Origin of the sequence: Mesorhizobium sp. M1E.F.Ca.ET.045.02.1.1, from assembly GCF_003952485.1 — a bacterium.
In the GTDB taxonomy this organism is placed as follows: Bacteria; Pseudomonadota; Alphaproteobacteria; order Rhizobiales; family Rhizobiaceae; genus Mesorhizobium.
Window position 1 is genome coordinate 3,003,267 of the sequence record NZ_CP034447.1, and the last position, 11,963, is coordinate 3,015,229.

The window sequence follows — 11,963 nt, forward strand, 5'->3', positions numbered from 1 at the left end:
GCACCGTTGCCTTGCCCACCCCGTGAGCCCGGCCTTGGCGGAGGAGCCATCATGACGGGTGCAAACCACGAGCCGTTCAGCAGCCCGGCGGACATGAAGCGGGCGCATTTGCAGATGCTGGCGCTCTGCCACATGCTTGAAGGCATCGCCGACGATTTGCCGTCGCGCGTCGACCGGCTCCAGTGCCTCGCCGTGGCGGCCGACCTCTTGCCGCTGCTGCGCGAGTGCCACCGCTTCGAGGAAGAGGTCGTCTTCCCCACTTTCGCGCGGCGGACAGGCGGGGACGAGATCGTGGCGAGGCTCAAGCTCGAGCATCTGGAGGACGAGAGCGCGGCGATGGACCTCAGCGAGGCGCTGCTTGCCTACGGCCATGGCCGGCTCATCGAGAACCCCGAAGCCTTCGGCTATATGCTGCGCGCGTTTTTCGAATCGACACGCCGCCACATCGCCTTCGAGCGCGACCATGTGCTGCCAGAGGTTGTCAGCGCTCGTGGCAGCGGTTCCGGCAAGAATTCGTAGCGCGTCCCGTACCGATTTGCCCGGGACAAGCAGCCGGAGATCAGTCTCCGGCCCGTGCGGCCAGTCGCCCAATGTCGTCGACGATGACGTGACGGTTGTTCTCGATCCGGATCACGTTCTCGCCGCGCAGGCGCGTGATCTGCCGACTTACCGTCTCAATGGTAAGGCCAAGAAAATCCGCGATCTCGGCGCGCGACAGCGGCAGTTCGAAAGCGGCGCGCCGGCGCTCCGGTCCGGCTCCGGGATCGATGTTGCGCGCGATCATCAAAAGGAAGCTCGCGATCTTCTCGGCTGCGGTCTTGCGGCCGAGCGCCACCATCCAGTCGCGCGCCTGATCGAGCTCACGCAGCTTCTGCTCGAGCAGGCGATGCTCGAGATCCGGCTGCTCCTTCATCAATCGCTCCAGCGCCTGGCGCGGGAACGAGCACAGCTCGACCTCGGTCGCGGCCTCGGCGGTCAGCGAGCTCTCGGCCTGGAACGGCCTGCCGAGGAAATCCGGGGCGAACTGCAGGCCGACGATCTGCTGGCGGCCGTCGGAAAGCGTCTTGGTAAGCTTCACGACGCCCAAGAGCACGTTGGAGAAGCGCTCGACGCTTCTGGAATCGCTCACCAGTTCCTTGCCGGCGTCGGCCTTGTGCCGCATCGTCGATTTGGAAAGGGCCAGGAGCTGGTCGGGGCCGAGCGCGCCGCAGATGCCGCGATGCCGCGCCTCGCATGAAACGCAGAGAACCGGAATGCCTGTCGTGTGAATATCTTCGCGCACGATGGAACACCTATAGTGTTCCCGTCGTGCGCCAGCAATGCGTGGCGGGGGGCGATAGCGTCGCAGCCCGTGCCTTCCTGAAGGCCCCTCTTTCCTTACCGCCTCCGAAGGAGGTGGCTGCGCCGCTGCCAGCGTCCGCTACGAATGCAATCGTCGCGACGTCAATGTCTGGATGCTGCAACCAGCGTCTTGACCATTTCGAGAAACTGTTGGCCGCAGGCAGACAGCGTCGGCACGCGCCAGGCGGCTGCCATGGGCAAGGACGGCGGCGACGGGATGACCGGGCGATAAGCCACGCCCGGCAGCGCCGCCCTCGCGATGCCCGCCGTGACGAACCCCAGGCCGGCACCGGCCGCGACGAGGCCGGCCAGGGTCGTCATCGGCGTCACCTCTTGGACGATCCTTGGGCTCAGGCCTTCGGCCTGGAACAAAGCGATCACGCGGTCGTAGATGCTTGGGCCGATGGCGCGGGGCGCCAGCAGAAAGGGCTCGCCGTCGAGGTCGGCCACACGGATGGCGGTCTGCCCGGCAAGCTGGTGCGCGGATGGAAGCGCCAGCACGAGCGGCTCGTCCGGCAGGGCATGGACAATCAGGTCCGGCGTCGACAGCGGAGGATGCAGCACGCCGAGGTCGATCTCGCCGGCCGAAAGTGCCGCCTCCAGCAGCGGCGAGTTCATTTCGATCAGATCCACCTCGACATCTGGATAGCGGGCGCGAAACGCGCGTACCGCCTCCGGCAGAACTCCGTAAAAGGCAATGACGGTGAAGCCGAGACGCAAGCGCCCGACCTCGCCGCGAATGGCTCTGAGCGCCTGCGTCCTGGCGGCATTGGCATGCTCGACAGCCTTTCGGGCGGGGCCGAGGAAGGCGGCCCCGGCCGGCGTCAACGTCACTCCTCGACGGTCCCGTTCGAACAGCTCGGCACCGATCTCTGTCTCCAGGGCACGAATGCGTTGGCTGAGCGACGGCTGGGTCAGGTTCAGCCGATCGGCGGCGCGGCGAAAATGCAGATCTTCGGCGACGGCGATGAAGCAGGCCAGGGTGCGGATATCCAAGGTCGCTCCTTATGCAGATCCTCTATCACAGACGAAGATATTCCAATTGGAAGGCAATCAGCGCCAGAGATATTTTCGAACAAGACGAGGGGTTTCAGTGGAACCAGCAAAAGGAACAGCATTGTGATCAGTTCAACTTTCCGCCGCTTCGCACTTGCTGCCGTGCTAAGCGCCTTCGTGCCGCCAGTCGTGGCAGCGCAGTCGCTTGATCTTGCCGGCCGTATCTCGGCGAGCCGGATCGCCGTGATCTCCGACGGCGACTTCGTCGCCCAGACCTATGCCACGGGCCAGCTTGCGCCCCGCGAGGCGGGTTTTCGCGATATGCTCACGATCGTTTCCATCGTCGACGGCAAGGTCGTCACCGGCACCGTGCCGGTCTCCAATTCCGTAACCGCCGCTCCGGAAATCCTGCAATTTACCGCAGATGGGCAGACCGCCTTCGTCACCGAAAGGCTGGGCGAACGATCGGACGAAGGCGATACTGTCCGCGACCTGCCTCCGGGAAAGCGCCTGTTCGGGATCGACCTCTCCGACGGCGCAGCGCCTCGGCTGGCGGATACTGCCGAGATCGCCGCCTTCCCAGAAGCCCTGTCGGTCTCGCCCGACGGACGCCACGTCGCCGTGGTGTCCAACACGCCGGAGGCGAGCTTCGTTCAGATCATCGGCTATGCCGAAGGTCGTTTCGGCTCCGTCACCCGATTCAACCTTGCCGATCTGGGGATCACCGGACCTGCTTCCACGCCTCGCGGCGGTGTGACCGCGACCAACGTCCATTGGCATCCGAACGGCCGCTTCATCGCAGTCAACATCAACAGCCAGAACCGGGTCGCCTTCTTTGAGGTCAGTGACGCGAACGGCGCGCCGGACCTGCGCCCCTGGGGCAACAGCGTGGAGGTCGGCGCCGATCCCTTCGTTGGCCGTTTCACACCGGACGGACGCCATTACTTGACCTCCAACTGGGGCCGGAACTTCGTTGCCGCCGATCTCGAGGGGCGCATCCCCGAGACGCCATCGACGGTCAGCGTCGTGCAGCTTGCCGCTCCTGAGGCACCGGCCGACGCCGCCCGCCATCGGCTTGTCGCCCGGACCGAGACCGATCTGTCGGCCGAGGGCATCGCGATCAGCCCGGATGGAAGGCTGGTGGCGACCGTCAACATGCGCGGGACCGCCTTCCCGCCGGCGTCCGCGCGCTTCCAGCGCCACGCCACCGTAACGCTGCTAAGCTTCGATCCGGCGACCGGCGGTATCGTCAAGATCGCCGATTATCCCTTCGAAGGCTCGTTGCCGGAGGGAGGCAGTTTCGACAGGACCGGAGACCATTTCCTTGCCACCGTGTTCCAGGGCCATGCGGACGCCGGACCGGAAACCGGCGCTGGGCTGGAAGTCTTCCGTGTCGTCAAGGGCGATGCGGCCAGCGGCGAGCGACCATCGCTGGAACGGATCGGCCGCATTCCGCTGACGCACGGCGCTCATCACGTCGATCTGGCCGGGTAGCCGATTTCTCAGCGATCCTCGATGATCCTCAGATAAGCCGCGGTCACGAACAGCACGATGAAGCCGAAGAGGATGCGGCGGCCGCCCTCGGGCATGTGCAGGATGGTGAGCAGCGTGGTCAGCACGGTGAGGATCAGAGCGCCGATGATGGTGCCGGTGTAGCCGCCGCGGCCGCCGAAGATCGAGGTGCCGCCAATGACGGCGGCGGCCACCGAAGGCAGCACCAGCGGCTCGGCGAGCGACAGCGAAGGCGCCTTGATCAGGCCGATATAGAGCAGGCCGGTGATGCCGGCGAGCAGGCTGGAGATGACATAGAGCGCGGTGATCACCTGCCAGTAGCGGACGCCGGACAGACGCGCCGCGCGCTCATTGTCGCCGACGGCGAAGAGCAGGCGGCCGAAGCCGGTGCGGTTGAGCGTGAAGACGATCAGCGCCGCCACCGGCACGAACAGGAACAGCGCGTTGGGGAAGCCGTAGGTGAGGCCGGTGCCCAGCCAGTTGAGGAAATCCGGGATCCTGGCGCCGGAGGCGATGACGGTGCGCTGGTAGACCTGCAGGAAGCCGGTGCCGATCAGGCTGGTGCCGAGCGTCATGATCAGCGGATGGACGCGAAAGACGCCGACGCCGATGCCGTTGACGAGGCCGATCAGCACCGCCGGCAGCATGGCGAGGATGAAGACCACCGTCGGATCCTGATTGACGATCTGGGTCGCCATGATGAAGGCGCTCATCGTTGCCACCGTGCCGACGGAAAGGTCGATGCCGCCGGTGAGCATAGTCATGGTCTGGCAGCCGGCGAGGATCGCCAGTGGAATGGCGAATTTGGCCGTGTTGGCGATCCAGCGCTCGTTGAAGATGCCGGGGCGAAGGATCTGCAGGATCACCACCAGGATGACGAGCAGGATGATCAGCGGAATGAGCGGCCGGTCCGCCATGAAGCGTTTGAGGCGGCGGCCGAAGGAGACCGGTTGAGGCATGGTCGCGCTGCTTGTCATGGCGTTGCTCCCGCCGGGCGGCCCCGGATGGTGATGAAGGCGCCGAACATCACGACGGCGACCATGATCGCCCCCTCGACGATGGCGGTGACATTGGGATCGATGGCCAGCAGCGTGAGGTCGGTACGCACCAGCCGCAGCACGAAGACGGCAATGATCGGCCCGAGCAGCCCGCCCTTGCCGCCACCGAGCGCGACGCCGCCCAGCACCACCGCTGCGACGCTGGCGAGCAGATAGGGACCGGGGATCGGTGCGCCGATGCCGGTGCTGATGGTGAGCGAGAGCCCGCCGAGCGCCGCGAACAGGCCGGAAAGCGCATAGGCGACGATCCTGGTGCGCGCCACCGGCACGCCGCTGCGGAAGGCGGCGAGCTCGTCGCTGCCGATGGCGTAGATGGAAAGTCCGAGGCGCGAGCGCCTGAGCGGGATCCAGACAATGCCTAGGCAGACGACGAGCAGCACCAACGCCTTCGGAACCCAGGCATCGGCCCAATCCGGAAGGTTGGGTATCGGCATGGTGCCGATAATGCTTGCCTTCAGCCATTCGGCGGCGGCGCCGCCGGGCGCCTCGAGCACCAGAAGCGCAGCGCCCTGCAGCACGAACAAAGTGGCCAAGGTGACGACGATATCCGGAACGCGGGTGACGACGATGAGGAGCCCGTTCAGCGCCCCGAGCGCCAACCCCATGGCAAGCACGAAAGGCACCACGAAGTACGCATATTCCTCGCTGGCGCCGTTCATCATCGATGCGGCGGTGACGCTGGTCAGCGCCATCATGGCGGCAACCGAGAGGTCGATGCCACCGGCAATGACGACGACGGTCTGGGCGGCGACGGCGAAGGCATAAGGCAAAACTGCCCGCGCGAGCGAGCCGAAGTCGCCGCTGCCATAACCCGGCTGGATCAGCTTGGTGACGACGAACAGGAATACCAGCAAAGCGAGCAGGCCGGCGACCCAGCCCTGGCGGCGCAGGAAGCGCATCATGGCGCGGCCTCCGCATCGGAGGCAGGCCTGACATCGGCGAGGATGCCGACATCCTCCCTGGCGCCGCGCGGCAGGCCGTAGGCGGCCCGCATCAGCGCCGGCTCGTCGGCCAGCTCGACCGGGAACGTGTCGACGACACGGCCGCCGAAGATGACGATGACGCGGTCGCAGACACGCTGCACCTCCTCCAGCTCGGATGTGTAGAACAGAACCGACTTGCCGAGGCCTGCGAGCTCGCGCAGCAATTTGTAGATCTCCTGCTTGGTGCCGACATCGATGCCGCGCGTCGGGTCGAAGCAGAGGATGGTGCGGGCGTCGGCCGCGATCCAGCGGGCGATGGTCACCTTCTGCTGGTTGCCGCCGGAAAGGCGCTGCACCTCGCCTTGCGCGCGAGTGTCGATCTGCAGCCGGGCGATGGCGCTGGAGACGACCATGTGCTCTCTGCGCACCCGGATCGGCCCCCATTTGCGGAGCGCTGCGCTGAAAGGAAGCGCGATGTTCTCGCGCACCGAGCGCTGCATGGCGAGCGCTTCGGTACGGTCGCCGGGCACATAGGCGATGCCGGCCTGGATGGCATCGCTCGGATGCGAGAGTCTTACCGGCGCGCCGTCGACGGCGATTGTGCCGCCGGCCGGCCGGATGGAGCCGGCAAGCGCGGCAAAGAGCTCGTCCTGGCCCTGGCCCTCGAGCGCGACGACGCCGGCCACCTCGCCATTGGCGAGATCGAAGGAGACATCGTGCAGCTTGGTGCCGAGCTGCAGGTTGCGCACCGACAGCCGAGGGTGGCTGTCCCTCACGGCCGGCGCCTCGCTTGCGGTGCGCGCGGCGGCGACGCTGACCTTCTCGATGCGGGCGCCGAGCATCATCTCGACGATCTTTTCCTCGACGCCCGGCTCGATGTCGACGACGCCGACGGTGGCGCCGTCGCGCAGCACCGTGGCGCGGTCGCAGAGCGCGGAGATTTCGACGAAACGGTGCGAGATGAAGATGACCGAGCGGCCGCTGTCGCCCTGGCGGCGCACGACTTCCAGCACTTTCTCGGCGAGGTTGGCGGGCAGCGCAGCGGTCATCTCGTCAAGCAGCAGCACGTCGGGTTCGACGGCGAGCGCGCGTGCAAGGTCCAGCACGCGCAGCACGGCGAGCGGAATGTCACGCGCGGTCTCGCGTATATCGAGATTGGGGATGCCGAGCTCGCGCACCCAGGCGCGGAACGGCTCGACAGGCGTGCCGGTCAGCCGCAAATTGGAAAGGACATCAAGATCGGGGATCAGCGCCGGCTCCTGGTAGACCGGCAACAGGCCGGCGCGGCGCGCGGCGGCGGGCGAGCGGACATCGCGGGCCTCGCCGCGGATCAGGATGCGGCCGGCGTCCGCCTGGATGGCGCCGGTCAGGATCTTCACCAGTGTCGACTTGCCGGCGCCATTGGCGCCCATCAGCGCATGGACCTCGCCCGGCAGCACCGAGAGCGAGGCGTTGCGGAGTGCTGCGACCGCGCCGTAATTCTTCGCCACGCCGGTGGCATTGAGGAGAGGATTGGTGGTCAAATCGTGCGGGTCTCGATCATGTGTAGCCTGTTTTAACAGCACGCCACGCTTGCGCGCGGCGTACTGCGGAGCGGCGACTTTCCCTTCTCCCCTTGTTGTGGGAGAAGGTGGCCTCGCGAAGCGAGGTCGGATGAGGGGTGTTCCAGAAAACACCAACGCCTCATTCCTTCCAGCACCCCTCATCCGTCTCGGCGCTGCGCGCCGATCCACCTTCCCCCACAAGGGGGAAGGAAGAAGCCCAGCTTACTCGCCCGGGCCCTTGCAGGCGACGATCTGGTCCTTGGTGTAGGTGGTCCAGTCCGGAATCGAGATCGAGACCGGCCACTCGGGGCTCAGCGACGGATCGGCGGCCGATTTCAGCTTGGCCTTGCCCTCATCGGTGGCGTTTTCCCAGAGTTGCGGCTCGACCAGAACGGTCTGCTGCGCCGGCTTCTTGCCGTCGAGGATCTGCAGCGCCAGCGTGACGCCGGCGCCGCCGATCGAGCCGGGGTTGGTGACGGCGGCGCCAACCAGATCCTTGACCGAGTTCAACTGGCCGACGAAGCCGGCGTTGTCGGCGCCGACAACCGGCACCATCGGCGCCTGCTGCTCGACCAGCGCGTCGACGATGACGTTGTCGATGCCGGAGGTCCAGATGCCGTTGATCGGCGCTCCCGTGGCGAGGAAGGAGAGGATCTGCTGCTTGCCCTGGTCCTGCTGCCAGCCGGTGAAGACTTCCTGCGCGACCTTCACGTCGGGAAATTCGGCGAGCGCTTTCTTGAAGCCTTTGTCGCGGTCGCTGTCGGCGGAGGCGCCGGCGGCGCCGCGCATATAGAGCACATCGCCCTTGCCGCCCATCTGCTGGAACAGCCACTTGGCGCCGAGATAGGCGTACTGCTCCTGGTTGTTGGAGATGATGTAGGCAGACGGCTCGGTTACCGCCTGGTCGACGGCGACGACGACGATGCCGGCCTTGGTCGCTTCTTCCAGACCGGCCTTGATGCCGGCCGGATCGGCCGGATTGACGACGATGGCGTTGACCTTGGCGCTGATCAGGTTGCGGATGTCCTCGAGCTGGCCGGCGGCGTCGGTGTTGCGGTGGGCGATGTTGAGCTTCGCCACCTCGCCGGAAGCGAGCGCCTGCGCCTTCATGGCGCAGATCATCTCCTCGCGCCAGCCATTGCCCTGCACGGTGTTGGAAATGCCAATCGTGTATTTGCCTTCGGCGGACGAGACGCCCACCCAGGCAAGCAAGGCGGCACCTGCCAGTAGCGGGGCCATGGTCAGGTATGTCTTCATTTCAGTACTCCTCCACATTGACTGTCAGTTGCAGTTCCAGGGCTCCGATGCGATTGGAGCCAAGCCTTTCGTCATTTGACGAAGGGGCGCAGCACGTCGCGGGCAAGCAGGAAACCGCGCTTCACCTTGTCGTCGCTCCCCTCGAACCGGCGGTCCTCATGCTCGATGATGACCGGTCCGTCATATCCGGCCCGGTAGAGGCCCGAAAAGATGGTGCTCCAGTTGATGTCGCCCAGCCCCGGCATGCGCGGCACCTGCCAGCCTATGCCGGCGGAAAGAATTCCGCGCTCGTACAAACCATCATGATCAATCATCAGGTCCTTGGCATGCACATGCAGCATGTGCGGGCCGAACTCGCGGATGAAGCGCTCCTTGTCGATCATCTGCCAGACGAGATGCGAAGGGTCGAAATTCATGCCGACGTCACCGCTCCAGGCTTCGAGGATGCGGCGCCAGACATAGGGTGAATAGGCGATGTTGTGCCCGCCCGGCCATTCGTCATAGCTGAAGATCATCGGGCAGTTCTCGAAGGCGAGTTTTACGCCATGATCGCGCGCATGGGCGATGATCGCGGGCCAGACCTTTTGCGCATCTTCCCAATTGGCGTCGACAGTCTTCGAGGCATCGCCGCCGCAGAAGGTGTTGACCAGCGAAACGCCCATGCGGCTCGCCAGCACGATCACCTTCTTCAGGTGGTCGATAACGGCCTCGCGATGCTTCTCATCGGGATGCAGGGGATTGGGATAGAAGCCGAGGCCGGAGATCGTCAGGCCCTTGCCGGCAAGCGAGGCTGCGATGTCCTTGGCTTCCGAGGCCGAGATGCCGGCGGCGTCGATATGGCTGGTGCCGGCATAGCGTCGGCTGGCGCCCGATGCCTTCGGCCAGCAGGCAATCTCCAGCGCTTCGAAGCCGACCGAGCGCGCCCAGTCGGCGACTTCGCTAAGCGAAGTATCGGGAAATGGTGCCGTGAGCAGTCCAAGCTTCATGATGCCTCCCTCTTTTACTATGCAGATCGCGCTGGTCGCTTCAACCGCGCATCTATTGGGTCAGCGCGGACATGTCTGACAAAGGCCATCGGATCGTCTGAGAGCAGTCCATCGAGGCCGGCGACGACATTTGCGCGGAACATGTCGCTGGCGGCGAGTGAACGATCGAAGATGGCATTGATCGCAAGGATTGCATTGGCCAATTCCTTGCTGTCGGCACCCACGCGGTCGGCAATCTCCGCGATCTTTTCGGCGAAGGGATCGGACACCTGCCAGGCCCGGCCGAAGCGTGCCGATGCCTTGATCAGATAGGCCATCCAGCCGGCGACCGGGACCGACAGCAGCGTGATGTTGTCGCCTTTCGCCAGGCGGTCGCGGATCGGGTTGAGCAGGCGCTGGACGATCTTCTGCGAGCCATCGGTGGCGATCTGGTGATTGCGATGGCGGATTGCCGTGTTGGTGAGGCGAGCCAGGCTCTGCTCGACATAGGCGGCCGGCGAGATGCCGGGCACCGGCATCAGCGTCGGCAGCGTCTCTTCCATCAGCATGCGGCGGGCGAAGCCTGCCAGCAGCGGGTCGGCCATGGCGTCCGATGTGTGTTCGAAGCCGCCGAGAACGCCGAGATAGGAGAGCGTGGTCTGGGCGCCGTTCAGCACCCGCATCTTGAGGTGCTCGAACGGCGTGACGTCGTTTACGAAGGTCGCTCCGACGAGGTCCCAGCGCGGCACGCGGCCGGCGAAACGGTCCTCGATCACCCATTGGCGGAAGCGCTCGCCGACGACGACGGCGCTGTCGCGGTAGCCGAAGCGCTTTTCCACCGCAGCGATATCAACCTCCGTCGTTGCCGGCGCGATGCGGTCGACCATGGCGGAAGGGAAGGTGACATTGCTCGCGATCCAATCCACCAGCCCATTGCCGCGCCGTTCGGCGAACGCCCGCACGACATTGCCGAGGATGATGCCGTTGGTCGGGATGTTGTCGCAGGACAGCAGCGTCACCGGCCGGCCATGCGAGCCCGTGCGCAGCTCCAGCGCCCTCGCCAGGATGCCGGGCACGCTGCGCGGCGCTTGTGGGTTGGCGAGGTCGTGCACGATGTCGGGATGGTCGAGGTCGAGCGCGCCGTTCGACGGAACGTGGCAATAGCCTTTCTCGGTCACCGTCATGGTGACCATCTCGATGTCGGACGAGGCGAGCACTTCGAGCGCCGGCCTGGCGCTGCCCTGACTGTCGATGACGCGGATGATGCTGCCGATGATGCGCGCTTCGACCTCGTCATTCTGGCGGATCAGCCGCGTGTAGAGGCCGTGCTGCCGGCCGAGCGTTTCGGCGAGAAGAGGCGGGCGGATGTTGATGCCGACCAGTCCCCAGCGGTCGAAATGGTTCGCCAGGAGATCGTCGGTATATTCGGCCTGGTGGCAGCGGTGGAAGGCGCCGACACCGATATGCGCGATACCCGGTCTCATTGCTGCGCGATCGTAAGCCGGCTTGCGGACCTCGGACGGCAAGCAACTGAGCAGGGCAGGGCCGAGGCTTTCGGCGCGCACCGCGCTCACCGGTTCGCTCCGATCACCCATTGCTCCTGGTCGATCAGCGCGCCGGTCATCGGCCCGGCAGCGTCGGAGAGCAGGAAGACGGCGAGGTTGGCGATGTCGCCCACCGAGAACAGCCGGCCGAAGGGCTGGGCCGCATTGGCCGCATCGAGCCAGCCCGGCCCATGGCCAAGCGTATCGGCCTGCATGACGCGCTCGGCCGGCGTGTCGGTCCAGCCGACATTGATGCCGTTGACGCGGATGCGGTCGAAGCGGTGGGCATTGGCGGCATTCTTGGTCAGCGTCGCCAGCGCGCCCTTGGTGGCGGAATAGACGGCAAGCTCGGGCGAGCCGCAATGCGCGTTGATCGACAGGATGTTGACGATGGCGCCGCCCCCGCCGCGCTTCGTCATGTCGGCGATGACCGCCTGCATCAGGAAGAAGGGCGCGCGCGCATTGACGGCGAACAGCGATGCCCAGTCTTCGAGGCTGGCATCGACGAAGGAGGCGCGGTCGGTAAGGCCCGCGGCATTCACGAGTGCGTCGATGCGGCCGAAGCGCTCGATGCAGGTCCGGGCGAGCATTGCCGGAGCCTCGGGATCGCCGAGGTCGGCGGCGGCAAAGGCGGTCGGGGTGCCCATGGCGGAAAGTTCGGCGGCGACAGCGTCGCCGCGTTTGCGGTCGCGGCCGGTGATCACAAGGCCTTCGGCGCCGGAGCGCGCGGCGGTCTCGGCGATCGCGCGGCCAATGCCCTGCGTCGCGCCGGTGACCAGCACCACCTTGTTGTCGAGCCGAACCTCCATTCCTCCTCCCGGAA

Annotated in this window: 11 protein-coding genes; 2 read left to right on the forward strand and 9 right to left on the reverse strand. The window is 65.9% G+C overall.

Going from position 1 to position 11,963, the window contains the following annotated elements; genetic code table 11:
- Positions 1 to 51: 51 nt before the first annotated feature.
- Positions 52 to 519: a hemerythrin domain-containing protein gene (locus EJ070_RS14550; protein ID WP_245464879.1), complete on the forward strand. Its 468-nt coding sequence runs from the start codon at positions 52 to 54 to the stop codon at positions 517 to 519.
- 40 nt (positions 520 to 559) lie between these two features.
- Here EJ070_RS14550 and EJ070_RS14555 read toward each other — a convergent pair whose 3' ends face one another.
- Both EJ070_RS14555 and EJ070_RS14560 read right to left on the reverse strand, forming a co-directional pair.
- Positions 560 to 1,282, reverse strand: coding sequence for a Crp/Fnr family transcriptional regulator (locus EJ070_RS14555; RefSeq protein WP_348627524.1), 723 nt, complete (start codon positions 1,280 to 1,282; stop codon positions 560 to 562).
- A 161-nt stretch (positions 1,283 to 1,443) separates the two neighbouring features.
- Entirely contained in the window at positions 1,444 to 2,337 is an 894-nt protein-coding gene (locus EJ070_RS14560) for a LysR family transcriptional regulator (protein WP_126091988.1), read from the reverse strand.
- A 123-nt stretch (positions 2,338 to 2,460) separates the two neighbouring features.
- On the opposite strand from EJ070_RS14560, the gene EJ070_RS14565 reads away from it, so the two are divergent.
- Positions 2,461 to 3,831: a lactonase family protein gene (locus EJ070_RS14565; RefSeq protein ID WP_245464880.1), complete on the forward strand. Its 1,371-nt coding sequence runs from the start codon at positions 2,461 to 2,463 to the stop codon at positions 3,829 to 3,831.
- An 8-nt stretch (positions 3,832 to 3,839) separates the two neighbouring features.
- Here EJ070_RS14565 and EJ070_RS14570 read toward each other — a convergent pair whose 3' ends face one another.
- The 7 genes from EJ070_RS14570 to EJ070_RS14600 all read right to left on the reverse strand — a co-directional run bounded on the left by EJ070_RS14570 (position 3,840) and on the right by EJ070_RS14600 (position 11,949).
- Entirely contained in the window at positions 3,840 to 4,826 is a 987-nt protein-coding gene (locus tag EJ070_RS14570; protein ID WP_126091989.1) for an ABC transporter permease, read from the reverse strand.
- Positions 4,823 to 5,809, reverse strand: a complete 987-nt coding sequence (locus EJ070_RS14575; protein ID WP_126091990.1) for an ABC transporter permease — start codon at positions 5,807 to 5,809, stop codon at positions 4,823 to 4,825. The genes EJ070_RS14570 and EJ070_RS14575 overlap by 4 nt, the downstream gene beginning before the upstream one ends.
- Positions 5,806 to 7,353, reverse strand: a complete 1,548-nt coding sequence (locus tag EJ070_RS14580; RefSeq protein ID WP_126091991.1) for a sugar ABC transporter ATP-binding protein — start codon at positions 7,351 to 7,353, stop codon at positions 5,806 to 5,808. Before EJ070_RS14580 ends, EJ070_RS14575 begins: the two co-directional genes overlap by 4 nt.
- A gap of 243 nt (positions 7,354 to 7,596) precedes the next feature.
- Positions 7,597 to 8,631 (reverse strand): ABC transporter substrate-binding protein, encoded by a 1,035-nt coding sequence (locus EJ070_RS14585; protein WP_126091992.1) that lies wholly within the window; start codon positions 8,629 to 8,631, stop codon positions 7,597 to 7,599.
- A gap of 71 nt (positions 8,632 to 8,702) precedes the next feature.
- Entirely contained in the window at positions 8,703 to 9,617 is a 915-nt protein-coding gene (locus EJ070_RS14590) for a sugar phosphate isomerase/epimerase (RefSeq protein WP_126091993.1), read from the reverse strand.
- Between the two features lie 17 nt (positions 9,618 to 9,634).
- Positions 9,635 to 11,170 carry a mannitol dehydrogenase family protein gene (locus EJ070_RS14595; protein ID WP_245464881.1) on the reverse strand — a complete coding sequence of 512 codons (1,536 nt, stop codon included), beginning with the start codon at positions 11,168 to 11,170 and terminating at the stop codon, positions 9,635 to 9,637.
- Positions 11,167 to 11,949, reverse strand: coding sequence for an SDR family oxidoreductase (locus EJ070_RS14600; RefSeq protein WP_126091995.1), 783 nt, complete (start codon positions 11,947 to 11,949; stop codon positions 11,167 to 11,169). The genes EJ070_RS14595 and EJ070_RS14600 overlap by 4 nt, the downstream gene beginning before the upstream one ends.
- Between the last annotated feature and the right edge of the window lie 14 nt (positions 11,950 to 11,963).

Coding starts and splice junctions, on each gene's coding strand:
- EJ070_RS14575 (WP_126091990.1), bottom strand. CDS start 5,809: ATGATGCGCTTCCTGCGCCGCCAGGGCTGGGTCGCCGGCCTGCTCGCT.
- EJ070_RS14590 (WP_126091993.1), bottom strand. CDS start 9,617: ATGAAGCTTGGACTGCTCACGGCACCATTTCCCGATACTTCGCTTAGC.
- EJ070_RS14585 (WP_126091992.1), bottom strand. CDS start 8,631: ATGAAGACATACCTGACCATGGCCCCGCTACTGGCAGGTGCCGCCTTG.
- EJ070_RS14570 (WP_126091989.1), bottom strand. CDS start 4,826: ATGACAAGCAGCGCGACCATGCCTCAACCGGTCTCCTTCGGCCGCCGC.
- EJ070_RS14550 (WP_245464879.1), top strand. CDS start 52: ATGACGGGTGCAAACCACGAGCCGTTCAGCAGCCCGGCGGACATGAAG.
- EJ070_RS14600 (WP_126091995.1), bottom strand. CDS start 11,949: ATGGAGGTTCGGCTCGACAACAAGGTGGTGCTGGTCACCGGCGCGACG.